The sequence below is a fragment of the Nonomuraea zeae genome (genome assembly GCF_005889725.1).
Classification (GTDB): Bacteria; Actinomycetota; Actinomycetes; order Streptosporangiales; family Streptosporangiaceae; genus Nonomuraea; species Nonomuraea zeae.
This window is the reverse complement of the sequence record NZ_VCKX01000208.1, coordinates 1-22,628: the sequence shown is the minus strand read 5'-3', so window position 1 is coordinate 22,628 and position 22,628 is coordinate 1. Positions and strand designations below refer to the sequence as shown.

The window sequence follows — 22,628 nt, the reverse complement described above, 5'->3', positions numbered from 1 at the left end:
GGCGTGGGGCGGCGGCGGTTCCACGAGTCGAGGATGTGGCGGCGCATGGCCGCGGTCGCCGCGTCCGGGTCGCCGGCGGCGATCGCGTCGCTGATCGCCTGGTGCTCGTCCAGCGTCTGCCGCATCACGGGCTCGTTGTACTCGCCGTGGTAGCGCATGCTGGTGCGGGCCTTGTCGTGGATGCTGTTGACGATGGCCCGGCCGAGCCGGTTGCGGGACGCGGCCATGATCATGTCGTGGAAGCGCACGTCGGCGGCGCCGAAGTCGGGGGCCGAGTCGAGGCTGGCCCGCATGGCGGCCAGCTCGGCGGCGATGCGCTCGTCGTCCTGCGGGGTGTGGAAGCGGGCCGCGGCGGCGGCCATGTCGGTCTCCAGCGCCGTGCGGACCGAGACCAGCTCGTCCAGGAACGTCGCGTTCTCGTCGTGCGCGATGACCGACGTCAGCACCACGTCGTCGAGCAGGTTCCACTGGCGGGGGTCGGTGACCTGGGTGCCGCGGCCGTGCTCGATCCTGACCAGGCCTTTCTCCTGCACGACCTTCACCGACTCGCGGATCACGGTACGGCTGACGCCGAACTCCTCGCACAGGTCGCCCTCGGGCGGTAGCGCGGAACCGGGCCTGAGCACGCCCCTGACGATGTCGTCGACGATCTGCTCGACCACGGTGGTGCCCAGCTTGGCGGGGCGGGTCCGGCGTGATCGACGGCCGGGCGGGGTGGGCTGCGCTGCGTCGCCGGTCCACGGGTCCGCCGGTGCGTGCTGAGTCAACGTGCCCTCCCGAGCACTGATGGTCCTGTGTCCGGACCGCCTTGAGTATAGGGCATTGTGCAAAACATCATACGTATGATGTCATATCGCGAAACGCGGCGTTTACGTACCTCACATCCGTCTTTCCGTCCCCCTGCCTTCGCTCACGAGGAACATCAATGAGACGACGCAGTCACGCCCCGCGCCGCACCGCGGCGACGGCGATCACCGCGGCCGCGGTCCTGGTCGCCATCGCGGCCTGCGGCCCGCCCAACTCCGCCGGCACCGCGAAGAGCGGCCCGGCCACGCCCGCCGCGGGCTCCCCGTACGGCTTCGCCCCGGCCCCCCAGAAGGACGGCAAGCTCGTGGTCTGGGTGGACTCCACCCGGCTGGACGCGGCGAAGGCGTACCAGGCCGCGCACCCGGACGCGGCGCTGGACATCGTCACCTACGACGGCAACGCCAACGGCTCCAACGCACTCAAGACCAAGGTCCAGCTCTTCAACCGGGCCGGTGAGGGGTGGCCGGACGTCGTGTTCACCACCGACAACAACACCGCGTCCTGGGCCTCCCAGGGAGACGACGCCTTCGTCGCCCCGCTCGACAAGGGGCTGATCGACCAGGCCACGCTGGACGGGTTCGCCAAGGGCGCGCTCGACGTGTGCACGGTCGGCGGCACCGTCTACTGCCTGCGCAACGACCTGGCCCAGGTGGTGCTCTGGTACAACAAGAAGCTGCTGGACGAGTTCGGCTACCAGGTGCCCAAGACCTGGGAGGAATACCAGGCGCTGGGCGAGAAGGTGGCCGCCGAGCACCCGGGCTACCTCGTCGGCACGGCCGGTGACGCGTGGGCGCCCGAGATCTACCTGTGGGGCGCGCAGTGCCCGGCCAACCAGGTCACCGCCGCCAAGGCGATCACCGTCAAGGCCACCGACCCCGCCTGCGTGCGGGCCGCGCGGATGATCGACAAGCTCGTGGCGAACAAGACCATGTCCATGTCGCCGCTCTTCGGCCCCGACTTCGCCAAGAGCCAGGGCGACAAGGTCCTCATGCTGCCGGGCCCCGCCTGGTACGGCGGCGCGGTGTTCCAGGGCGCGCTCAAGACCCCCAAGGGCGAGCTCGCGGTCGGCGAGGCGCTGCACTGGGCGGACCAGAACCCGCCGGTGACGGGCAACGTCGGCGGCGGCGCCTGGTGGGTCTCCCGGCACAGCGCCCGCCTGGCCGCCGCCAAGGACTTCGTCACCTGGGTCACCACCGCCGACGCGTACCAGGTGGAGAAGTCGCCGGGCTACCCCGCCCACTCCGCCGCGGCGGCCAAGTGGATCGCCAAGCAGCAGGACAGCGGCTACTACGCCGGCGACATCGCCGCGCCCATCACCGCCGCGGCCGGACAGGTCTGGCCGGGCTGGGGCTCGCCCGAGTTCAGCCAGGAGGCCGTGTGGGCCAAGACGGTCATCCCCGCCCAGACCGCGGGCAAGACCGTCGAGTCCCTGCTGCCGGAGTGGCAGACCGCCATCGAGCAGCAGGCCCAGGTGTTCGGCTACCAGGTAACCAAATGAGCGCACCCGCGATGACCGCCGCCGGCGCCCACGCCGGGAGCCGCCCGCGCTCCTGGCGGCCGGCGGCGGGGCACGTGTTCGTCTCCGGGTACGTGGTGCTGCTGGTGGCCTTCGGCATCGTCCCGACGGTGTACGCGCTCAACCTCGCCTTCACCGACGCCGACGGGCGCTTCGCCGGGTTCGCGAACTTCGTGCGCACCGCCCAGGACTACCGGTTCCTGGCCGCAGTCGGGCACGTCGGGACGTACCTGGTGCTGTGGCTGGTCACCCTGACCGTGCTGGTCCTGGTGCTGGCGCTGCTCGTGCACCGGCTCACCGCGGCCTGGTCGCGGGCCGCGCTGCGGTTCGTGTACTACGTGCCGGGCGCGCTGGCCGGCGCCTCCAGCGTCCTGCTGTGGCTGTTCATGCTGGACCCGTCCGTGAGCCCGGTCGACGGCATCGTGCGCACGCTGTGGGGATCGTCCTTCGTGGCCGTGGTCGCCCCCGGACACCTGCCGTGGATCTTCACCATCATCGCCTTCTGGACAGGCGCGGGCGGCTGGATCGTGGTCATGTACGGCGCCCTGAACAGCATCCCGCACGAGATCATCGAGGCCGCGCGGGTGGACGGCGCCGGGCCCGTGCGCATCGCGCTGCGCGTGCAGCTGCCGATGCTGCGCAAGTGGATCGTGTACATGCTGATCCTCTCCCTCGCGGCCGGCACCCAGCTGTTCGTCGAGCCGCAGCTCATCTCGCAGGCCGGCTTCGGCGTCGTCGGCACCGACTACTCGCTCAACCAGCTCGCCTACCTGTACGCCTTCGACCAGAACGACTTCAACGGCTCGGCCGCCATCGCGATCGACCTGCTCATCGTGGCGCTGTGCTGCGCCGGCTTCTTCGTCGCCAGGGGAGGACTGTTCGATGCGGACTGACCACCCCGCCCGCACCGCGATCCGGGCCCTGATCGCCGTCCTGCTGACGGCGTTCGCGCTGTTCTTCGTGCTGCCCATGGTCTGGCTGGTGCTGGCCGCCACCAAGACCCCGGCCGGCCTCCTCCAGGACGCCCCGCTCGCGCCCGGCTCGATCGCCTCGCTGCTGGACAACTGGCGCCACCTCATGTCCTTCCAGGACGGCGCCGTGGCGACCTGGATGGGCAACTCGGTGCTCTACGCCGTCCTGTCGGTGGCGCTCACCCTGCTGGTGAGCATCCCGGCCGGCTACGCCCTGGCCCTCATGAGCTTCAAGGGCCGCCGCCTGCTGCTCATCGTCACCCTCGTGGTCATGCTGATGCCGGCCACCGCCCTGGTGCTGCCGATCTTCCTGGAGTTCAGCTACATGGGGCTGGTCAACACGGCGGCCTCTGTGGTGCTGCCGATGTCGTTCTTCCCGTTCGGCGTGTACCTGACCTACATCTACTTCTCCACCAGCGTCCCGTCCTCGCTGCTGGACTCGGCGCGGCTGGACGGCTGCAGCGAGTCGGCGACGTTCGCCCGGGTGGCGCTGCCGCTGGCCAAGCCGGTCGTCGCGCTGGTCGCCTTCTTCAGCTTCGTGACGAACTGGAACAACTTCTTCCTGCCGTACGTGATGCTGCCGAACAGCGACAACTACCCGATGCAGGTCGGGCTGACCCAGATGCTGGCCGCGACCCCCACCTTCAACCCCGTCGTCGGCGCCAACGCCGAGGTGCAGCCGCCGGAGCTGGTTTTGGCCACCCTGCTGTCGATCACCCCCGTGCTGCTCGTCTTCCTGTTCTCGCAACGTTTCCTGGTCGCCGGGCTCACCGCCGGCGCGACCAAGGGCTGACCTTGAGGAGTCTTCACCGCATGACCACCGTGACGGCCAGCGTCCCCGTCCTCGACCCCCCGGCCTGGGCGCTGTCCCAGCGCGCGCTGCTGGACCTGCTCGACAGCGGATGGCGGCTGTTCTCCTCCCGGTACGCCGAACCCGACGGCTCGCTGCGGTACGGCGGCCGGCTGTCCTCGCGCGACGGCGCCGACGACTTCTTCGAGCCGTTCTTCAACTGGCCCCAGCTCTACCTGCTGGGCGGCGCGGACGACCTGCTGGAGACCTGCGCGCGGCACTGGCACGGCGTGGTGGCCCAGATGACCCGGCTGGGCATGTTCGCCGAGGAGTTCGAGCTCGGCTACGACTGGTTCCACCAGGGTGAGAGCCTGCTGTTCACGTATTTCCTGACCGCCGCCGACCCGGCCGCCTGGGCCGCGCGGGCCACCCGGTTCGCCGATCTCTATCTCGACCCGGCCAAGGGGAACTACGACCCGCGACACCGCATCATCAAGGCCCCGCACAATGGCAGCGGCGGCGCGCGGGAAGGGGTGGCCGACTCCCCGTCCTACCCGTGGACCGAGGCCGAGGCCGCCCAGTACGGCTACCCGCTGGACTGGCTGCTCCCGCCCGGCGCGCCCGTCCCGCCGCCGGCCGAGGACCCCCGGCTGGGGGAGGAGATGCAGCGGCGGCTCGGCCGGGGCGACGCGGTGGGCAACCTGAGCGTGGCCGGCCTGGTCTGCAACGCCTACCTGGTCTCGGGCGACGAGCGCTATGCCGAGTGGCTGCGCGAGTACGTCGGGGCCTGGCAGCGCCGGGCCGAGGAGAACGGCGGCGTCGTGCCCGACAACGTCGGCCTTGACGGCGTGGTCGGCAGCGCGCTCGACGGCCGCTGGTACGGCGCGCACTACGGCTGGACCTGGCCGCACGGCCTGTACAGCCTCGGCCAGGCGACGGCCGTCGGCGCGCTCAGCGCGGCCCTGGCCACCGGCGACGACCGCTATCTCGGCTTCGTCCGCTCCCTGCTGGACGCGGTCATCGAGCGCGGCGTCAAGCTGCCCTTCGACGAGAGCGACTCGGCCAACCAGGGGCGCTGGCGGGCCCACCTGGGCCCCGACGCCCACGTCCCGACGCTGCTGGTGCCCTACCGGCACAGCGACAAGGGCTGGTTCGACTACAACCCGATCCAGACCTCGGTGCCGCTGGCGCTCTGGCACCGCACCGGGGCGGCCGAGGACCGGGCCCGCCTCGACGCGCTGCGCTCCGCCGCCGGATACGACTGGGCGACCGTGCGGCCCTTCCGCGACAAGGAGGAGGCCGGGCACGAGGAGCCGTGGTACGCGTACCTGTGCGGCGACAACCCGGACTATCCGGAGCGCATCCTGGCCGCCGCGCACGCCCAGGCCCGCCGCCGCATCGCGCTGCTGCTGGCCAACGCCGGCCGGGACCTGCCGGAGGAGGACATCCACCTGTGGCAGAACGTCAATCCGGTGGTGACCGAGGCGCTGACCCAGCTCATGTGGGGCGGCCCGCAGGTCGTCTACAACGGCGGCCTCCAGCAGGCCAGGGTCCGCTACTTCGACGCCGAGCGCCGCCGCCCCGGCGTCCCCGACCAGGTGGCGGCGCTGGTCAGCGCGATCGAGCCGGAGGCGACGGTGGTCACGCTGGTGAACCTGTCGGCGGACCACGACCGGACGATCGTCGTCCAGGCGGGGGCGTTCGGCGAGCACGAGATCGTCACGGCCGCGGCGACCGCGGCCGAGCCCGGCTGGACCGGTCATGACACCGAGTACATCCACCACGAACCGGTCGTCTCGGCGGTCGAGCACGCGGTGGGCGGGCCGCACCTGACCGTGGAACTGCCGGCGGCCACCACTGTCACGCTCACCCTCCGGCTGCGGCTGCGCGCCTTCCGGCCGTCGTATCGCGCGCCCTGGGAGGCCGCAGAGCCCGTCGCCTGACCTCGCCTGCGAGGCCGGAGAACCCGTCGCCCGACCTTGCCTGGAAGGGCGAAGGCGGCGGCGGCGCGGCCCCCGGACAGGCCGGGAATGTGCAGGATCGCCGTTGATCTGCTGAACGTGTATCGTCGGGAACCATGTTCCGCCCCCTGCAGGCCGGCGAGCCGACCCGGCTGGGTGACTACGACATCGTCGGGGGCCTCGGTGAGGGCGGGCAGGGCACGGTCTACCTGGCCGAGCATCCCTCCGGCGAGCGAGTGGCGATCAAGGTGCTGCACGCCAGGCTCGCGCGCAGGAGCGAGGCGCGCGAGCGTTTCTTACGCGAGGTGGACGCGGCCATGCGGGTGGCGGCGTTCTGCACGGCCCGCGTGCTGGACGTCGCCGTCGACGGTGACACGCCCTACATCGTGTCGGAGTTCGTCGACGGCTCGTCGCTGGAGGACTCCGTCCGCCGGCACGGGCCCAGGTCCGGGGGCGCGCTCGACCGCATCGCGGTCAGCACGGCCACCGCGCTGGCGGCCATCCACCGCGCCGGCATCGTCCACCGCGACTTCAAGCCGTCGAACGTCCTGCTGGGCTCCGACGGCCCCCGGGTGATCGACTTCGGCATCGCGCGCGCGATCGACATGACCGCCACCGGCGGCTCGGTGGGCACGCCGACGTACATGGCTCCCGAGGTGATCCACGGTGAGCCGGCGGAGCCCGCGTCCGACGTGTTCAGCTGGGCGGTGACCGTGGGCTTCGCCGCGACCGGGCGCCCGTCGTTCGGCCAGGACACCGTGCCCGCGGTGATGTACCGCATCCTCAACGCCCAGCCGGACCTGGACGGCGTCCCCGAGCCCCTGCGGGCCCTGCTCGCCCGCTGCCTGGCCAAGGCGCCGGGGGAACGGCCATCGGCGGCCGAGGTCCTGCACCTCCTCCTCGGCGACGACCAGACCGTGACCAGGCCCGTCGGCGGGAGCTCGGCCGCCCGCCCGGTCGCCGCCCCCGCGCCCGGGGTGGCACACGCCTGGACCCCTACCAGCACGCCGTCATCCGGGCCGCCCTTCGCCGAGCCCGCCGGGCCGCCCGGTTCCGCAGCGCCGCCCAGGGAGGGAGCGCCGCCCAGGGAAGGAGCGCCGCCCACGGAAGGAGCGCCGCCCGCCCTCCTCACCACGGGCTCGCGCCGCAAGCGGTCCAGGCTCCTGGTGGTGGGCTCGGCCGCCTCCGCGGCGGTGCTCGTGAGCGTGATCGTGGTGGTCCTGCAAGGGGGAGCGGGCAACTCTCCGTCGACGCCCACGCCCACGCCCTCGCCGGCGACGAGCGTGCCGTCGGCGACGGCCAGTGCCGCCGCCGCCCGGCCGTACGGCAGGAGGGTGGCGAAGGTCGCGCTCGGCGGCGAGGCCAACAGCCTGGCGGTGAGCCTCTACGAGGGACAGCGCGTGGTGCTGGCCGGCAGCACCAAGGGGGTGGCCAAGGTGTGGAAGTTCGGCACGCCCCCCAGCGAGCTCGCCCGGCTGAAGAGCGCCGGCGGCGAGCAGACGGACGCCGCCATCGACGTGGGTGAGGTGGACGGGCAGGCGGCCATGTTCAGGCGGCTGCAGAACGGCGGGGTCATCGTCTCCGGGGCGGGGAGCGCCGAGCCCCTCGGCCCCACGTACAAAGGCCACCAGAGCATGGTCTACACGATCGCCTCCGCGCAGGTGTCGGGCAGGACGGTCCTGGTCAGCGGCGACGAGGCCGGAAAGGTCCACGTCTGGGACCCGAGGACGGGCAAGGACGCCGGGCCCCAGCCCAAGGCGGCGGGCGGCGACCCGGTGTTCGGCGTCGCGACCGGCACGAGCGACGGGCGCCCGTTCGCGGTGACCGCGTCGGCCGACGACACGGCGCAGGTGTGGAGCCTGGACACCGGAGCTCTGGGCGCCACCTTCCGCGGCCACAGCGGTGACGTCTTCGCGGTGGCGACCACCGTGATGGACGGCACGCCGGTGGGGATCAGCGGCGGCTCCGACCACAAGGTCCGTGTCTGGGACCTGCGCAGCGGCCAGGAGCTGACCTCGTTCTCCGGCCACACCGCCGAGGTCGCCTGCCTGGCGGTGGGCAGGGTGAAGGGCCGCGCGGTCGTCGCCTCCGGCGGGTTCGACGGCACCGTACGCGTCTGGGACCTGCGCAGCGGCAAGCAGCTCGGCGACCCGCTGAAGTCCCCCGGCGGGCGCGTCTACTCGGTGGTGATCGCCGAGGACGAAGGGGAGTCCTGGCTTGCCGCGGGTGACGCCAAGGGCAACGTGACCGGATGGAGCCTCGGCCCGGCCTCCCCCTGAACGCTAGGCGAAGGGGAGGCCGGGAACCGGGCTCATCCTCCGATGGAGACCGCGAAGATGTGCATGGCGGTGGTGCCGCTGGTGGCTTCCTTGCCGACGTCGGGCAGGGTGACGAGCCGGACCGTCTTGCCGGGCTGGAGCCGTACCGAGGTCATGGAGAGGTGCACGGTGCGGGTCTGCCGGCCGTTCCTGGTGTTGAGGTAGGGGAGCGCGGCGACGGTGTCGCCGCCGCCGGACCACCAGTCGGGGAAGCTGATCGTGTAGGGCTGGACCGTGCCGTCAGTGTAGGCGATCGTGCCCGTGCCGGTGGCGGTACCGTTGTTGGCCAGGCCGAGGAAGCCGAGGCGGGCGCCGGTTCCGGCGGCGGTGAACGCCTGGCCGCCCGCGACGACGTTGTCCACCTGGCCGGACGGGACGTCCGGCCAAATGAAGCTCAGGCCGTCGTGGGTGACCGTGCCGCCGGGCGTGACGCCCGCCGAGGCGAGCGCCTGGGCGGACAGGCTGCGGCCGGCGCCGTCGAGGTTGCCTTCGGCGGGGCGGGCGTCGTCGCTGATGGCGACGTTGCCGTACGCGTCGGGCAGCGACGCGAAGGGGATCGCCGTGCGGGCGGTCACCTCGTCGCCGCCGCTGCGGCCGCCCTGACCGGTGTAGGCGATGGCGGCCCGCAACAGGTATCCGCCGCGGGCGGCGTCCGCTGGGACCGTGACGGACCAGGTGGTCGTCACCTTCTGGCCGCCCGCCAGCGCCGGGAAGGAGGCGGGGGCTGCGGGCTGCGCGCTCCAGCCGTCCGGGGTGGCGAGCGTCATGGTGACGTCGGTCAGCGCGCCGGGTCCCGAGTTGGTGAACGAGGTGGTCGCGGTGGCGGTGGAGCCGGGTTCGACGGTCTGGGGTCCCGTGAGGGTGAAGGGGTGTTTCGCGGTGATGACGGCCGAGCCGGTGACACCGTCCACGGTGGCGGTGATCGTGGTGACGCCGGCCCCGACCACCGTCACCTTGCCCCTGCGGTCCACGACGGCCACGCCGGTGTCGCTGCTGGCGTAGCGCACCCGGGCGTGCCTGAGGTCGGCGAACGACTGGTCGTCGTTGACGGCCTCCACGATGCCGTCCGCCGTGACCTGGAGGTTGCGCCTCTCCTTGGCGGGGTCGGTGGTGTCGGCGATCCACCGGTTCTTGCCGGTCAGGTCGATGGTGTCGCCCGCCTGGTAGGCGACGGCCTCGGGCTGGACGGTGACGTAGCGGACCTTCGGGGTGATCCGGCCGGTGACCCGGACCGTGGCGGAGCCGGCGAGATCGGCGCTGCCGGCACCGACCTCGAAGCGGTAGGGGCCGTTGGGCACGAACGCCCGCATCTTCCCCGCGTCCCAGAGGGCGAGGTCGGCGAGCTTCACGGTGAGGGCGACACGTTCGGTGGCTCCGGGCGGCAGCACCCCGGTCTTGTGGAAGCCGGCCAGCCGCTTCCTCGGCAGCCCGTAGCCGCGGACGGTGAACGGCGTGGCGGCGTACAGCTGGGCGACGGTGGAGCCGGGCACGGAGCCGGTGTTGGTGACGTCGAAGCGTACGGTCACCTCGCCGTCCGCGCTCGCCACCGGCCGGTCGGCGCGGATCCTGGAGTAGGCGAAGTCCCTGTAGCTGAGCCCGTGGCCGAAGGAGTAGGTGGGGGTGCCGGTGAAGTACTGGTACGTGCGGCCGATCCCGCCGGTGGCCGACGGGGTCAGGTCGTAGTCGGAGACGGGCGGGAGCTGGGAGTCGTCCTTGTACCAGGTGAAGTTCAGCCGCCCGCTCGGATTGTGGCCGCCGAACAGCACGTCGGCGAGGGCGGTGCCCTGGCTCTGGCCGTTGTAGCCGCTGAACAGGATCGCGGGCGTCCTGCCGCGGAGGTCGTCGATGGCGACGGGCCCGTTGGACTGGATGACCAGGGCGATCTTCTGGTTGCCCAGCGCGGCCGTCCGCTCGATGAGCGAGCGGTAGTTGCCCGGCAGGGCCAGCGTCGTGCGGTCGCGTCCCTCGCGGGCCACGTTGTCGTCGGTGCCGACGAAGACGACCACCAGATCCGCGGCCCTGACGGCGTCCTGGGTGGCGGCGCTGAGCTGCGCCTCGCCGGTGGCGGTCGTCGAGGTGCCGGCGGCGTCGTAGGTGACGGAGGCGGCGGGGTTGGCGGCCCTGACCGCCGAGGTGATGCCCTGGACGGCGCTGACCGTCGTCGCCGGGTTGCCGGAGTAGCCGCCGAGCGTCACCTTGTTCGCCAGGTCGCCCAGGATGACGACGCTGTCCAGCCGCGCGGCGTCGGCGGGCAGCAGGCGGTCGTCGTTCTTGAGCAGCACGAGGGACTAGGCGGCGACCTTCCTGGCCAGCTCCTGGTGCTGCGGGCTCTGGATGACGTCCTTGGAGATCTTCGTGTACGGGACCCGGTCCGCCGGGTCGAACTCCCCGGTGCGCATGCGCACGGTGAACAGGCGGACCAGCGCGGTGTCCAGCACGCCCTCGCTGAGCGCGCCGGCCGCGACGGCGTCGCGGAGGTTCTGCGCGTTGGCCTCGGGGCCCCGGCAGTTGACGTGGGTCCCGGCGCGCAGCGCGTACGCCTGCCCGCCCGCCTGCCCGGACAGCGTGGCGCCGGTGGCGGTGCTGGTCCAGGTGGGCGCGGGCTTGTGGTCGGTGCTCCAGCCGGGCGGCGCCCAGTCGTGGCCGTTCGGCGGCAGGTTGTACGTGGTCCCGACCGCGTCGCAGTCGGAGGCGACGTAGCCGCCGAACCCGTACGTGCGCTGCGCGATCTGGTTGACGGTGTAGGTGTTGGCGACCGCCGGGGTGCCGTTGACGGCGTTGTAGGCGGTCATGAGACCGGAGACCCGGTCGTTCTCGATCAGGCGGCGGAACGGGGCCAGGTAGTACTCGCGCAGCGTCCGGTCGTCGGTGTCGGAGCTGATCGCGTAGCGGTCCTTCTCCACGTTGTTCATCGCGTAGTGCTTGGCGGTGGCCGCCACCTTCAGGTAGCCGGTGGCGGGCCGGCCGTCCCGGGTCTGGCCCTGGTACCCGTTGACGAACGCGCCCGCCATCCGGCCGACGAGGTAGGGGTCCTCGCCGAACGCCTCGTCGGTGCGGCCCCATCGCGGGTCGCGGTCCAGGTTGACGGTCGGCGCCCAGTACGTCAGGGAGCCGTAGGCGTTCTTGTCCGGGCCGATGTTGTTGGCGCCGACACCCCACAGGGACTTGTCCAGGAAGCCGCGCACCTCGTCGGAGATGGCCGTGGTCTCGGCGTACATCAGGTCCGGGTCCCAGGACATGGACGCGGCGAAGTTCGTCGGGAAGCTCGTGGCCGGCACGCCGGAGACCGAGCCGTGGTTGGTGTTCGCGCCCAGCCTGCTGACCCCGTGCAGCCCTTCGTTCCAGTACGTGTACTGCTGCACGCCCAGCCGGGGAACGGCCGCCGCGCTGTTGGTGCGCAGCTGGGCGGCCTTCTCCTCCAGCGTCATCCGCGACACCAGGTCCGCCGCGCGCTCCTCGAAGGAGCGGCGGGTGTCGAGATAGAGGGGAGTGGTGTCCGCCCGCGCCGGTGGCGTGGCGCCGCCGGACAGGCCGATCACGCCGGCGAGCGAGCAGGCCGCGACCAGGAGGACGGCCCGCCGCGAGGTCATGGATAACGCCATGGAGAGACCTCTGATCAGGTAGGTGTCGGCGAATCAGACGCCGCGCGGGGTGGACGCGCCGGGACGCGCGTTCCTTCGGGAAAGGGGATGCAACCGGTTGCCGGAAACATTGCGTTAGCAAGATTGCAACGTCAATGGCCCACAAAACCGGACGAACGGCCCTAGCCGCCGAATCGGCCGCAATCTCGAAATTTTTCGGCACAGCCGGTGGCCCGGGCACGAGGTGGCGGAGGAGAGTGGGGCCATGGCCGTCCAAGATCCGCTTTCGCCGCTGCCCAAGCTGGCGTCGATCGCCCGCGAGGCGGGGGTTTCGGTCGCCACCGTCTCCAAGGCGCTCAACGGCCGGGCCGACGTCTCGGCGCGTACCCGGCAGCTGATCGCCGAGGTGCTGGAGCGGCGGGGCCATTCCTGGCAACGACCCAGGACGGCCAGGGGGAGCCTGGTCGACGTGATGCTGCAGGGGCTCGGCTCGGCGTACGCGCTGGCGATCCTCGAAGGGGTGGAGGAGGCCGCCTGGCAGCTGGGCGTGGACCTGGTGGTCTCCGCCGTGGTGGGCCGGACCAAGCACGGCCAGCCGCCGCCCGCCTGGCTCGACCGGCTCGGCGCCCGTGACAGCGCCGGGGTGCTGCTGGTGCGCACCATGCCGACCGCCACGCAGCGCGCCTGGCTGGCCGACCACGACATCCCCGCGGTGGTCGTCGAGCCCCGCGCCGCGGTCCCGCGCGGCCTGCCCGTCGTCGCCGCCACCAACGTGGCCGGTGCCCGGGCCGCCACCGAGCACCTCATCGGCCTGGGCCACGAGCGCATCGCCATCGTCACCGGCCGCCCGGGGGTGCCGTGCGCCAAGGAGCGGCGCGCCGGTTACCGCAAGGCCATGGCCGTGGCCGGGCTGAAGATCGATCCGCGCTGGGAGATCTGCGGATATTTCCAGATGGACGACGCGCTGCAGGCCGCGCGGGCGATGCTCGGCGAGCTGCCCGAGCCGCCGACCGCCGTCTTCGCCTGCTCCGACGCCATGGCACTCGGCGTCTACCAGGCGCTCGGCGAGCACGGCCTGCGGGTGCCCGGCGACGTCAGCGTGGTCGGCTTCGACGACTCGCTGGCGGCGGCGTACGCCACGCCGGGGCTGACGACGGTGCGCCAGCCGTGGCCCGAGCTGGGTGCGGCCGGGCTCGCCGCCCTGCTCGCCGACCGGCCGCCGGCCAGGGTGGAGGTGCCCACCGCCCTCGTCGTCCGGTCCAGCACCGCTCCCGCATGAGAGCGGGCGCGCGGGCCGCCGGGGCATGATCGCCCCGGTCAGTGGCCGGCGCTCATGCCTCCGTCGACATGCAGGATCTCGCCGGTGACGAACGGGGCCGTCTCGAGGTAGATCACCGCGTCCACGATGTCGCTCACCTCGCCCATCCGCTGGACCGGGTGCAGCGCGGCGAGGGCCTGGTGCGTCTCGCCGGGGTGCATCGGGGTCTTGATGGTGCCCGGCGAGACGGCGTTGACGCGGACGCCGCGGGTCGCGTATTCGATGGCGAGGGACTTGGTGGCGGCCTGCAGGCCACCCTTCGTCAGCGAGGCCAGCACGGAGGGGACGTTCGAGTCGGGGTTGTCCACCAGGCTGGTCGTGATGTTGACGATGTGGCCGCCGCCCTGGGCGAGCATGTGCGGGATGGCGAGCTGGGTGATGTGGAAGAACCCGGCCAGGTTCACCCCGGTCACGGCGGCGTAGTCGGCGGCGGTGTAGTCGGTGAAGGGCTTGGCGATGAAGATCCCGGCATTGTTGATCACGGCGTCGACCCGGCCGAAGCGTTCGACGGCAGCGGCCACGACGCGCTCGGCGGTGGCCAGGTCGGCGATGTCGCCCTGGACGGTCACGACGCCGGAGTCATCGGCGGGGGCGATCGTGCGTGAGGTGGCGACGACGCCGTAGCCGAGCTTGCGGTAGGCGGCGACGAGTCCGGCGCCGATGCCCTGCGACGCCCCGGTGACGACCGCGACCTTCTGCTCGTGGTTACTCATGATGAGCCTCTTTCGTATATAGCCGACCGGTCGTCTATCAACGTAGACGACCGGTCGACAATCGTCAAAGGGGGGATGATGCCCCGGTCGGATGGGTCGAAGTCGGTCAGTGCCCGGCCGAGACCCGGGACACGTGGTACTGGCGGATCCGCCACGCGTCCGGATCGCGCCGGAGGACCAGCGAAAGATGCACCGGCGCCTGCCACCCCTTCGGGTCGCGGAAGGTGACGTCGGCGAACCCGCCGGCCACCTCCTCGCCGATGGTGTACGTGCTCACGACGGTGACGTCGGCGGTGCGATCGCCGGGCACCGCCTCGTAGTACGCGCGCACCGCGTCACGGCCGGCGACCACCTCGGGGCCGAAGCCCTGGAAGAGGGCGTCGGGAGTGAACAGGTCGGCCATCGTGTCCACCTGGTGGCCGTCGAAAGCGGCCTTCCAGCGGCTCAGGATCTCGCGCATCGGATCGGTCATGGTGTCTGCCTCCATGGCCCCGCAGGTGGGGCCTTTGATTCAAGGTAATAGTTGACCGGTCTAGTAAACGTAGACGACCGGTCATACACTGGCAACATGGGACGAACCAGTGACGCCAAGGAGCGGATCCTCAGCGCCGCGCAGGCGCTCATCGAGCTGCGCGGTTACTCGGCGCTGGGTGTGGCCGAGATCTGCAAGGCGGCGGGCGTGCCGAAGGGTAGTTTCTACTACTTCTTCAACTCCAAGGAGGACCTGGCCCTGGCCGTCATCGACGAGCACTGGGCCGGCCAGCGCGGCAACTGGCAGCGCATCCTGGGCGACGACGACCCGCCCCTCCAGCGGCTGCGCCGGCTGTTCGAGGCCACCGAGGCCGACCAGCGCGCGGGCCAGCAGAGTTGCGGCACCGTCTCGGGCTGCCTCTTCGGGAACTTGACGCTGGAGATGAGCAACCAGACCGAAGCTCTGCGCGAACGCCTGCAGCAGATCTTCGAGGCGCAGGTCGACATGGTCGAAGAGGTCGTGGCCGCGGCTCGCGAGCGTGGCGAGGTCACCGTCGCCGACACCCGTGAGGCCGCGCGATCCGTCGTCGCCCAGCTTGAGGGCCAGGTGCTCTTCGCCAAGCTCTACAACAACACCCGGCGCCTCGACGCCCTGTGGACGAACTGCCTGGCCCTTCTCGGCGCCGCTTCTCCCGGCCGAGCCCAGGAAGCGCCTGTCGCGCCTGCGCGGTGAAGAGCCGGTCGGCACGCACCGCGCGCCTGTGCGGTGAAGAGCCGGTCGGCACGCACCGCGCGCCTGTGCGGTGAAGAGCCGGTCGGCACGCACCCCCGTCGTTGCAACCGGAGCCGGGTCCGTTTATATTGAATTAACCGGACCCGGCTCCGGTTAATTCGATGTGAAGGACCACCAGCATGAACACCGAACGCGTCACGACCCCCTTCGGACCGGCCACCACGGCCGAGGAGATCGTCGAGGGCGTCGATCTGTCCGCCAAGAGGGCCATCGTGACGGGAGCGTCGGCCGGAATCGGCGTGGAGACCGCGCGGGCGCTCGCCAAGGCCGGCGCCGACGTCACCCTCGCGGTCCGTGACACCGCGGCGGGCGAGAAGGCCGCCGCCGGCATCGTCGAGTCCACCGGCAGCGCGCGCGTGCGCGTCGCGTACCTGGACCTGTCGGTCCGCGGCTCGATCGACGCCTTCGTCGCCGCCTGGCGGGATCCGCTCGACATCCTGGTCGACAACGCCGGCATCATGGCCACCCCCGAGCGGCGCACCGCCGAGGGCTGGGAGCTGCAGTTCGCCACCAACCACCTCGGTCACTTCGCCCTCACCACCGGGCTGCACGGCGCCCTCGCCGCCGCCGGGCGCGCGCGGGTCGTCGTGGTGAGCTCCGTGGGCCATGTCAACGGGGACGTCATCTGGGACGACCTCCACTTCGAGCACCACCCGTACGACGCGTGGCGGGCCTACAGCCAGTCCAAGACGGCGAACATCCTCTTCGCCGTCGAGGCGGCCAGGCGCTGGGCCGCCGACGGCATCGCGGTCAACGCGCTCAACCCCGGCCGCATCTGGAGCACCTGCCTGGCGCGGCACATGTCCGCGCCGCCCGCGGCATTCGAGCCCGGATCCAGCGACGGCGTGACGGTCAAGGACATCCCGCAGGGCGCGGCCACCTCGACCCTCCTGGCCGCCTCACCCCTCGTCGAAGGCGTGACCGGCCGCTACTTCGAGGACTGCCAGGAGGCCGCCTCGCACACGCCGGGGCTCCGGCGCGGCTTCGCGGCATACGCCGTCGCCCCCGAGGCCGCCGCCCGACTCTGGCGGGTGTCCCTCGACCTGCTCGGCTAGAGGACCTGGAGCAGGCGGTCGGCCAGCACGGCCGCCGAGGCGGGATTCTGGCCGGTGAACAGGGTGCGGTCGACCACCGTGTACGGCTTCCACATCTCGCCCTTGGTGAAGTCGACACCCAGGTCGATGAGCTCGTCCTCCAGCAGCCAGCGGGCCTTCTGGCCGAGCCCGACCGCGTTCTCCTCCTCGTTGGTGAACGCGGTGATCCGGTAGCCGGCGAAGGGTGATGCGCCGTGGATGCGGGTCGCCAGCATCGCGGCCGGGGCGTGGCAGACGATGGCGAGGGGCTTGCCGGAGGCCAGCGCCTCGATCAGCAACCGGCCGGCGTCGGCGTCCACGCACAGATCTTCCATGGGACCGTGCCCGCCAGGGAAGTAGACGGCGTCGTAGTCCTCCAGTCGGGCGTCCGCCAGCTGGATCGGCCGCCGCATCACCTCCGCCGAGCGGATGATCTCCTCCAGATCGAGCGCGATCTGGGTGTTGCCGGCCATCTCGGGGCGCAGGCTCATCATGTCCACGGTCGGGATCACCCCCTTGGGGGTGGCGACCACGATCTGGTGCCCGGCCTCGGTCAGTGCTTTGTACGGGGCCGCGAACTCCTCGGCCCAATATCCCGTCGCGTGCCTGGTGCCGTCCTTGAGCGTCCAGTACGCCGTCCCGGTCATCACGAAAAGCAGCTTCGCCATGGGACAACCGCCTCCCCCGTCTTGCGTCTGATGCGGTTGGCGCGAGCCGTACAGTAAGCATCCTATGTCCGGGTGTGACCGAGGCCACAGGCCGGGGGTCCAGGATGCCGAGCCGGACGACCGCCGCGTGTCGTCCACTGCGGAGCCTCATGTGCGTGGAGCATGGATCTGTGGGCGCAGGCGCTTGACCTGCGTCTTTCCCTGCCCGGGCTCGATCGCGGGGACACCACCAGCGTAAGGAGGGCCTGTCCTGTGCATGCGAGCGCGGCGACGGGGGATCACGACCTGCCCCGGCAGGGTTGCGCGGCGACGGTGCTCGGAGGTCCCACCACCGTCATCGACGTCGGCGGCCTGCGGATCGTCGTGGATCCGACCTTCGACGACCCCGGCCCCCACGGCTATCTGACCAAGACGCTCGGTCCTGCGGTGCCCGAGGACCGGCTGGGTCCGGTCGATGTGGTGCTGGTCAGCCACGAGGCCCATCCGGACAACCTCGACGACCGGGGGCGCGCCTTCGCCATGACGGCCCCGGTGATCCTCACCTCGCCCGGCGCGGCCCGCAGGCTGGGTGCTCCGGCGGTCGGTCTGGCTCCCTGGGCGACCTTCGCGGTGTCACGCCCGGACGACGGCGGCGACCTGACCGTCCTGGCCGTCCCGGCCGTGCACGGGCCCGAGGACGGCGAGCGCGACGCGGAGGGCCACGTCAACTGCGAGGTCACCGGGTTCGTCCTGTCCGGCCAGGGCCTGCCCACCATCTACGTGAGCGGCGACAACGCCTCGATACGTGCGGTGGCGGAGATCGCCCGCCGCGTGCCCGGCATCGACGCGGCCGTGCTCAACGCCGGAGCGGCCCGCGTCAAGGGCAAGTTCCGGGAGCGTCCGGTGTCGATGGACGGCCGCAGGGTCGCGGCCGCCGCAGCGGTGCTGGGCGCCGGCGTGGTCGTCCCGGCGCACTACGACGGGTGGACGCACTTCTCCGAGGGGCGGGCAGAGCTGGCGACGGCGTTCGACGAGGCCGGCCTCTCGTCGTTGCTCCGCCTGGTCGATCACGGAACCTGGTCGGCGCTGCGCGGCTGAGCCGCCACCGGAGGACGTCGCCCTCCAGCAGCGGATCGGCGTCACCACCGTCTTCGTGACGCATGACCCAGGACGAGGCGCTCTCGACGAGCGACCGGATCATGGTCATGGACCAGGGCCGGGTCCGGCAGGTCGGCACCCCGGAGGAGATCTACCAGGAGCCGGCCGACGAGTTCGTCGCCGGCTTCGTGGGGACCGTGAACGTGCTCGCGGGGCGGGCCACGCCGGGCGCGGACGGCACCGCGCAGGTGTGGCTGGACGGCCTGGGCCGGCCGCTCGTCGTCCCGTCCGGTACGGGCCTCGACGGCGACGTGCGGCTCGCCGTCCGCCCGGAGCGCATCGTGGTACACCCGCCGAGCGGCGCGCACCGGGACGCGGTCAGCCCGGTAAACGCGGTCAGCCCGGCCAGCCCGGTCAACACGGTCGACGCGGTCAACGTGGTCACGGTCAAGGTGCGCTCGCGGGCCTTCCTCGGCGACCACTACCGATACGTGACGGATCTCGGTGAGTGCGAGCTGGTGGTGCGTACCCTGACGCCGGTCGGCCACGGCTCCGAGCTGGTCGTCGAGCTCCCGCCGGACGCGATCCGCGTCTTCGGGCCCGCCGGACCCGGCCCGGCCTCGGCGGGTGTCCTGGACTGACGCGATTGTGTCGCCTGCGGCGGTAATACTGAGGATCGTCCAGTGCGAGGGCGCCGAACCAGCTCGGATCGAGATCGCAGGAGGCCGAAGTGCCAGTGTCAGTGCTTGCCATGTCGATGTCGCTCGACGGGTACATCGCGGGACCGGACGACAAGCCGGGCAACCCCGGTGGCGACGGCTTCATCCGGCTGCACGAGTGGGGTCTCACGCCGGACGGCGAGTTCCGCCAGTCCGGGGCGGCCGGGGAAGTGCTCGGCGAGATCGCCGCGGCCGGTGCGGTCGTCGCGGGACGGCGTACCGCGGAGCAGGTGGATCACTGGGGTGGCGATCACCACGGTCAAGGGATCCCGATCTTCGTGCCCAGCCACCGGCCACCAGGCCCGTCCGTCGCGGACTATCCGCTGGTGACCTACGTGAGCGACGGCATCGAAAGCGCGATGGCACAGGCGAAGGCCGCCGCGGGGGACCGGATCGTGTACGTGGTCGGCGCCTACACCGGGCAGCGGGCCATCGAGGCCGGGGTGCTGGACGAGGTGCAGATCCACCAGATCCCGGTCCTGTTCGGCGGCGGCAGGAGGCTGTTCGAGGTGTTGCCGTCGCGCGTGGAGCTGGAGATCGTCCGGGTGATCGACACCCCCGAGGCCACCCACATCCGCTACCGCGTCCGCCGCTGACCTGTTCGGCAGGCCGTCGCCGAGGGCGGGCGCCGCCGGATCCCGCCGACCTGGCGTCACGCCCGTGGGAGGGCCCGCAGGAATGCGGGCCCTCCCACGGGCGAGGACGAGTTGGTCAGGACATGGCCTCCAGCTCGTTCCGCGTCACCTTGATGGTGTTCTCCGGGAGCGGCGCCGGATTGTTGGCGGAGTCCAGCGGATACTTGGCCTGGATGGGATTGAGCAACGCCGCGGGGGAGTCGGGGTAGGCCTCAAGGAACAGGATGTACCCGCCGTCCTGGGTCAGCGCGGTGGTGTGCTCCTCCTGATAGGTCACGCCCTCGAAGGTCCCGCCGAGCTCCTTGACCTCGACGGACTGCCCCACCTGGGCCTGACCCTTGAAGACCTTCAGCACCTGGGCGGTGTAGACGGTGATGACCATCGGCGGGGCCTCGGGCTGGGCGGCCAGCGCGGCGGCGGGGGCTCCCGCCTCGGGATTCAGCTGCGGATCGGTCGAGACGGGATCGGGCTCCGTCACTTCCTGGAGGTAGCGCGGCTCGCCGACGATGCGGGCCTCGACGACCAGGTTCGCCCGGTCGAAGAGCGCGTCGGCGCTCTCGTACTGGGGATAGTCGGCCCGATACAGGACGGGCTCCTCGTGGGACGAGCACGCGGTCACGAACAGCGCGGTGAGGACGAGCGCGCCAAGACGTCGTAGCACGGGGCGGCCTCCTTTAGTAGTAGGCGTTGACGTCGGCGACATCGTGCGACTGGGGTTTGGTCATCGAGTTACGATTCCGGCTCGTATTCATGATGGACGTGCCCGAGTTGTGCGCGAGATTCAGCGCGTGCCCGAACTCGTGAACGAGCGTGCTGGTGACGAAGTTGGAGAAGTTCGAGGCGTCCCGGTTGATGGTGCGCGAGTTGAGCCGGACGTACATGCACATCCCGCCGCACCTTTGGTAGTTCCCGTACCAGGTGTTGCTGTAGGACTTCACCGTGATGGTCGAACCCGAATTCGAGTTCTTGTAGAAATTGGCCGGGCTCGAGGTCGCGTTCCAATTGGCCAGCGCCTTGTTCATCGGCGTCTGCCACGTGCTGTTATAGCTGAAGGGGTACATGTGGATGCTGGCGATGTCCTGGCCCGTGCCGTTCCAGTGGGCGGAGGCCGGATTGGCGCTCGTCGTCACCACCAGAATCAGGGCGGTGATGGTCAGGAATCCTCTTCGGGCAATACGTCTCAACGCTCTCGAAGTCATTTCGAGATGTCACTCCTCGCGTGCTTGTTTTGCCGCGCGTAAAAACGCGAGACCGAGCCTGGAAGCCGAGATGCTTGGTAAGCCCCGAGGGTCGGGAAGGAGGTATTGAAAGACCGATTTAAGCGCTTCGATGGGAGTATGGACGCCTGATGATCACGTGTCAAGAGGAGGCGCGTGAGGCCGGCCCGGCCTGGTAAGACGGCGGAATACGCAGGTCGAATGCGTGGCGTCCGTGACGGATAACGCCCGGGGAGGTGCAGCCGGGTGTGCGGTACGGACAAAAGGGATGCCCCTTATGCCTGTAGACAGCTGGCGACGGGCTTGGGGCGGCCCGTACGCCCCGGCCGCGCCGCCGAAGCTCGCGTTCCGCCGGTTCACGTCGCGCGGCCTGCCCTCGGCGTCGGGCTGGTGGCCGTGCCCGTGCGGGCCGCTGATGCCCTGAGGCGGCCTGGCGGGCAGGTAGGTGTGATTCATCCCGAGAGGCGCGAAGATCCGCCGGGCCAGCTCGTCGTGAAGTCGAAGGGGTCGTCGAACTGCCCGGAGGCGAAGAAGTCGGGGATGCCCGAGGTGTGGCGGAGCAACTGCCGTACGGTGATCTCGTCGGCCCGCTCCACGAGATCCTGCCGCGTCACCTCCGGCAGGACGCCCGCCAGCTTGTCATCGAGGCCGGGCCTGCCCTTCGCGACGAGTCGCAGCAGGACGGCGGCCGTCATCTGCTTGGTCTGGGACCCGGTCCGGTAGCGGGAATCCGGAGGGACGCGTCCGCCCTTTCCGTCGAGCAGGCGCGAGCCCGCCGTCCCCTGTCCCGCCCGCCTGCGATCGACGTACACCTGCCCGATGGCGCCCACCACGCCGTCGATGTTCGCCAGGTTCGACATGGCCTGCCGGACGTCTCCCCGCTTGACCTGGCCGGCGGTGGTTGCGGCGGCTGTAGGTGCTGGGACGCTCAACGCCAGCACCGCGCCGGCTACCCCGGCGGCCACCCTGGAGTCCAGGCCGGCCGTCCTGCCCCGCCTAACTCCTGGGGCCCGCCCATTTCGGCGCGTGCTCGTCATGGTCGATCACCTTCCTGGCAGGGCTCCGAGGTGATCACATCTACCGGCCGGCATCGATCGGCGGTCGATCGGCTGACCATATGTGTTCCATATGCGGGCGTTGCGATACTGCCTGGATGCGTGTGCTCCTGGTCGAAGACGAGCGGCCCCTGGCCGGCTACATCGAGGCCGGGCTGCGCAAGCACGGCTTCACCGTCGATGTCGCCCTCGACGGCCAAAGCGCGCTGGACAAGTGCGAGATCACGCCGTACGACGTGGTGGTCCTGGACCGGGACGTGCCGGTCGTGCACGGTGACGTGGTGTGCCGCCGGCTCGTCCGGCGGGGCTCGTCACGGGTGCTCATGCTGACCGCGTCCGACGCCGTGGAGGACCGGGTCGGCGGGCTGATGCTCGGGGCGGACGACTACCTGGGCAAGCCGTTCGCGTTCTCCGAGCTGGTCGCGCGGGTCCACGCGCTGGTACGGCGCAGCGCCCCGGCCCGCCCGCCGGTGCTGCGGGCCGCCGGAGTGGAGCTGGACCCGGCCCGGCGCAGCGCCGAGCGGGACGGGCGGCTGCTGCGCCTGACGCCGAAGGAGTTCGGCGTGCTGGAGCAGTTGCTGGCCGCCGGCGGTGACGTGGTCAGCTCGGAGACCCTGCTGGACAAGGTGTGGGACGAGTACGCGGACCCCTTCACCAACGCGATCCGGATCACCGTCGGCACGCTGCGCCGCAAGCTCGGCGACCCGCCGCTGATCGAGACCGTCATCGGCGCCGGCTACCGGATCGGCGGCGCAGAATGCCCCGGTTGACCGCGCGGGCCCGGTTGACCGCGCGGGCCCGGCTCGCGCTGCTGCAGACCGCCCTGGTGCTGGCCGCCGGCGCCGCGCTGACCGGGTTGACCTACCTGCTGATGATGCGGCGCCCCGCGCTCGTCACCTACCTGGACCCGACCGGCCCCGCCCCTGTCTCTTTATCACCTTTGTC

General features: G+C 71.2%; 21 protein-coding genes. 12 read left to right on the top strand and 9 right to left on the bottom strand.

The genetic code is table 11. The features are described from left to right. Positions 1–767 (bottom strand): FadR/GntR family transcriptional regulator (locus ETD85_RS43570; RefSeq protein WP_138695706.1); only part of this gene is annotated, 767 nt, incomplete at its 3' end. Between the two features lie 158 nt (positions 768–925). Here ETD85_RS43570 and ETD85_RS43565 point away from each other — a divergent pair. The 5 genes from ETD85_RS43565 (at position 926) to ETD85_RS43545 (ending at position 8,324) form a co-directional block, all read left to right on the top strand. Beyond that, positions 926–2,305: an ABC transporter substrate-binding protein gene (locus ETD85_RS43565; RefSeq protein ID WP_138695705.1), complete on the top strand. Its 1,380-nt coding sequence runs from the start codon at positions 926–928 to the stop codon at positions 2,303–2,305. Beyond that, the gene (locus ETD85_RS43560; RefSeq protein ID WP_206059246.1) at positions 2,302–3,216 is read left to right on the top strand and encodes a carbohydrate ABC transporter permease; all 915 of its coding nucleotides are present in this window, start codon (positions 2,302–2,304) and stop codon (positions 3,214–3,216) included. Before ETD85_RS43565 ends, ETD85_RS43560 begins: the two co-directional genes overlap by 4 nt. Continuing rightward, on the top strand, positions 3,206–4,087 hold the full coding sequence (locus ETD85_RS43555) for a carbohydrate ABC transporter permease (protein ID WP_138695704.1): 882 nt from the start codon (positions 3,206–3,208) through the stop codon (positions 4,085–4,087). Before ETD85_RS43560 ends, ETD85_RS43555 begins: the two co-directional genes overlap by 11 nt. Before the next feature lie 20 nt (positions 4,088–4,107). After that, positions 4,108–6,027: a DUF8034 domain-containing protein gene (locus ETD85_RS43550; protein WP_138695703.1), complete on the top strand. Its 1,920-nt coding sequence runs from the start codon at positions 4,108–4,110 to the stop codon at positions 6,025–6,027. A gap of 134 nt (positions 6,028–6,161) precedes the next feature. After that, positions 6,162–8,324, top strand: a complete 2,163-nt coding sequence (locus ETD85_RS43545; protein WP_138695702.1) for a WD40 repeat domain-containing serine/threonine protein kinase — start codon at positions 6,162–6,164, stop codon at positions 8,322–8,324. Between the two features lie 32 nt (positions 8,325–8,356). Here ETD85_RS43545 and ETD85_RS65040 read toward each other — a convergent pair whose 3' ends face one another. Both ETD85_RS65040 and ETD85_RS65035 read right to left on the bottom strand, forming a co-directional pair. Continuing rightward, positions 8,357–10,645, bottom strand: a complete 2,289-nt coding sequence (locus ETD85_RS65040) for a glycoside hydrolase family 3 C-terminal domain-containing protein (protein WP_206059245.1) — start codon at positions 10,643–10,645, stop codon at positions 8,357–8,359. 6 nt (positions 10,646–10,651) lie between these two features. After that, positions 10,652–11,965: a glycoside hydrolase family 3 protein gene (locus tag ETD85_RS65035; RefSeq protein WP_206059244.1), complete on the bottom strand. Its 1,314-nt coding sequence runs from the start codon at positions 11,963–11,965 to the stop codon at positions 10,652–10,654. A 244-nt stretch (positions 11,966–12,209) separates the two neighbouring features. On the opposite strand from ETD85_RS65035, the gene ETD85_RS43535 reads away from it, so the two are divergent. Beyond that, positions 12,210–13,223, top strand: a complete 1,014-nt coding sequence (locus ETD85_RS43535; RefSeq protein ID WP_138695701.1) for a LacI family DNA-binding transcriptional regulator — start codon at positions 12,210–12,212, stop codon at positions 13,221–13,223. A 38-nt stretch (positions 13,224–13,261) separates the two neighbouring features. Here the strand turns inward: ETD85_RS43535 and ETD85_RS43530 are convergent, their stop codons facing one another. Together ETD85_RS43530 and ETD85_RS43525 are read right to left on the bottom strand one after the other, a co-directional pair. Beyond that, positions 13,262–13,975: an SDR family NAD(P)-dependent oxidoreductase gene (locus ETD85_RS43530; RefSeq protein WP_138695700.1), complete on the bottom strand. Its 714-nt coding sequence runs from the start codon at positions 13,973–13,975 to the stop codon at positions 13,262–13,264. Between the two features lie 106 nt (positions 13,976–14,081). Next, a complete protein-coding gene (locus ETD85_RS43525) occupies positions 14,082–14,447 on the bottom strand; it encodes a YybH family protein (RefSeq protein WP_206059243.1) in 366 nt (121 codons plus the stop codon). Positions 14,448–14,543: 96 nt separating this feature from the next. Here ETD85_RS43525 and ETD85_RS43520 point away from each other — a divergent pair, with 96 nt between their 5' ends. Both ETD85_RS43520 and ETD85_RS43515 read left to right on the top strand, forming a co-directional pair. Further along, on the top strand, positions 14,544–15,179 hold the full coding sequence (locus tag ETD85_RS43520) for a TetR/AcrR family transcriptional regulator (protein WP_138695698.1): 636 nt from the start codon (positions 14,544–14,546) through the stop codon (positions 15,177–15,179). A 179-nt stretch (positions 15,180–15,358) separates the two neighbouring features. Further along, on the top strand, positions 15,359–16,294 hold the full coding sequence (locus ETD85_RS43515) for an SDR family NAD(P)-dependent oxidoreductase (RefSeq protein ID WP_138695697.1): 936 nt from the start codon (positions 15,359–15,361) through the stop codon (positions 16,292–16,294). Here the strand turns inward: ETD85_RS43515 and ETD85_RS43510 are convergent. Beyond that, positions 16,291–16,980: a type 1 glutamine amidotransferase domain-containing protein gene (locus tag ETD85_RS43510; RefSeq protein WP_138695696.1), complete on the bottom strand. Its 690-nt coding sequence runs from the start codon at positions 16,978–16,980 to the stop codon at positions 16,291–16,293. The two genes, ETD85_RS43515 and ETD85_RS43510, sit on opposite strands and share 4 nt — an antisense overlap. A gap of 252 nt (positions 16,981–17,232) precedes the next feature. Between ETD85_RS43510 and ETD85_RS43505 the strand changes: the two genes are divergently transcribed. The 3 genes from ETD85_RS43505 (at position 17,233) to ETD85_RS43495 (ending at position 19,372) form a co-directional block, all read left to right on the top strand. Then, positions 17,233–18,057, top strand: a complete 825-nt coding sequence (locus ETD85_RS43505) for an MBL fold metallo-hydrolase (protein WP_240779822.1) — start codon at positions 17,233–17,235, stop codon at positions 18,055–18,057. Between the two features lie 62 nt (positions 18,058–18,119). Beyond that, positions 18,120–18,698 (top strand): TOBE domain-containing protein, encoded by a 579-nt coding sequence (locus tag ETD85_RS43500; RefSeq protein ID WP_138695694.1) that lies wholly within the window; start codon positions 18,120–18,122, stop codon positions 18,696–18,698. Positions 18,699–18,787: 89 nt separating this feature from the next. Beyond that, positions 18,788–19,372: a dihydrofolate reductase family protein gene (locus ETD85_RS43495; RefSeq protein ID WP_138695693.1), complete on the top strand. Its 585-nt coding sequence runs from the start codon at positions 18,788–18,790 to the stop codon at positions 19,370–19,372. A gap of 115 nt (positions 19,373–19,487) precedes the next feature. Here ETD85_RS43495 and ETD85_RS43490 read toward each other — a convergent pair whose 3' ends face one another. The 3 genes from ETD85_RS43490 to ETD85_RS43480 all read right to left on the bottom strand — a co-directional run bounded on the left by ETD85_RS43490 (position 19,488) and on the right by ETD85_RS43480 (position 21,593). Continuing rightward, positions 19,488–20,072 carry a hypothetical protein gene (locus ETD85_RS43490; protein WP_138695692.1) on the bottom strand — a complete coding sequence of 195 codons (585 nt, stop codon included), beginning with the start codon at positions 20,070–20,072 and terminating at the stop codon, positions 19,488–19,490. Between the two features lie 13 nt (positions 20,073–20,085). Further along, complete coding sequence (locus ETD85_RS43485) at positions 20,086–20,610, bottom strand: zinc metalloprotease (protein ID WP_138695691.1); 525 nt, start codon at positions 20,608–20,610, stop codon at positions 20,086–20,088. Positions 20,611–21,080: 470 nt separating this feature from the next. Next, complete coding sequence (locus ETD85_RS43480) at positions 21,081–21,593, bottom strand: serine hydrolase domain-containing protein (protein ID WP_170247157.1); 513 nt, start codon at positions 21,591–21,593, stop codon at positions 21,081–21,083. A 188-nt stretch (positions 21,594–21,781) separates the two neighbouring features. Here ETD85_RS43480 and ETD85_RS43475 point away from each other — a divergent pair, with 188 nt between their 5' ends. Beyond that, positions 21,782–22,453, top strand: coding sequence for a response regulator transcription factor (locus tag ETD85_RS43475; RefSeq protein ID WP_138695689.1), 672 nt, complete (start codon positions 21,782–21,784; stop codon positions 22,451–22,453). Positions 22,454–22,628 lie beyond the last annotated feature (175 nt).

Coding starts and splice junctions, on each gene's coding strand:
- ETD85_RS43510 (WP_138695696.1), bottom strand. CDS start 16,980: ATGGCGAAGCTGCTTTTCGTGATGACCGGGACGGCGTACTGGACGCTC.
- ETD85_RS43545 (WP_138695702.1), top strand. CDS start 6,162: ATGTTCCGCCCCCTGCAGGCCGGCGAGCCGACCCGGCTGGGTGACTAC.
- ETD85_RS43530 (WP_138695700.1), bottom strand. CDS start 13,975: ATGAGTAACCACGAGCAGAAGGTCGCGGTCGTCACCGGGGCGTCGCAG.
- ETD85_RS43565 (WP_138695705.1), top strand. CDS start 926: ATGAGACGACGCAGTCACGCCCCGCGCCGCACCGCGGCGACGGCGATC.
- ETD85_RS65035 (WP_206059244.1), bottom strand. CDS start 11,965: ATGGCGTTATCCATGACCTCGCGGCGGGCCGTCCTCCTGGTCGCGGCC.
- ETD85_RS43550 (WP_138695703.1), top strand. CDS start 4,108: ATGACCACCGTGACGGCCAGCGTCCCCGTCCTCGACCCCCCGGCCTGG.
- ETD85_RS43500 (WP_138695694.1), top strand. CDS start 18,120: ATGACCCAGGACGAGGCGCTCTCGACGAGCGACCGGATCATGGTCATG.
- ETD85_RS43555 (WP_138695704.1), top strand. CDS start 3,206: ATGCGGACTGACCACCCCGCCCGCACCGCGATCCGGGCCCTGATCGCC.
- ETD85_RS43520 (WP_138695698.1), top strand. CDS start 14,544: ATGGGACGAACCAGTGACGCCAAGGAGCGGATCCTCAGCGCCGCGCAG.
- ETD85_RS43485 (WP_138695691.1), bottom strand. CDS start 20,610: ATGACTTCGAGAGCGTTGAGACGTATTGCCCGAAGAGGATTCCTGACC.
- ETD85_RS43535 (WP_138695701.1), top strand. CDS start 12,210: ATGGCCGTCCAAGATCCGCTTTCGCCGCTGCCCAAGCTGGCGTCGATC.
- ETD85_RS43475 (WP_138695689.1), top strand. CDS start 21,782: ATGCGTGTGCTCCTGGTCGAAGACGAGCGGCCCCTGGCCGGCTACATC.
- ETD85_RS43525 (WP_206059243.1), bottom strand. CDS start 14,447: ATGACCGATCCGATGCGCGAGATCCTGAGCCGCTGGAAGGCCGCTTTC.
- ETD85_RS43560 (WP_206059246.1), top strand. CDS start 2,302: ATGAGCGCACCCGCGATGACCGCCGCCGGCGCCCACGCCGGGAGCCGC.
- ETD85_RS43515 (WP_138695697.1), top strand. CDS start 15,359: ATGAACACCGAACGCGTCACGACCCCCTTCGGACCGGCCACCACGGCC.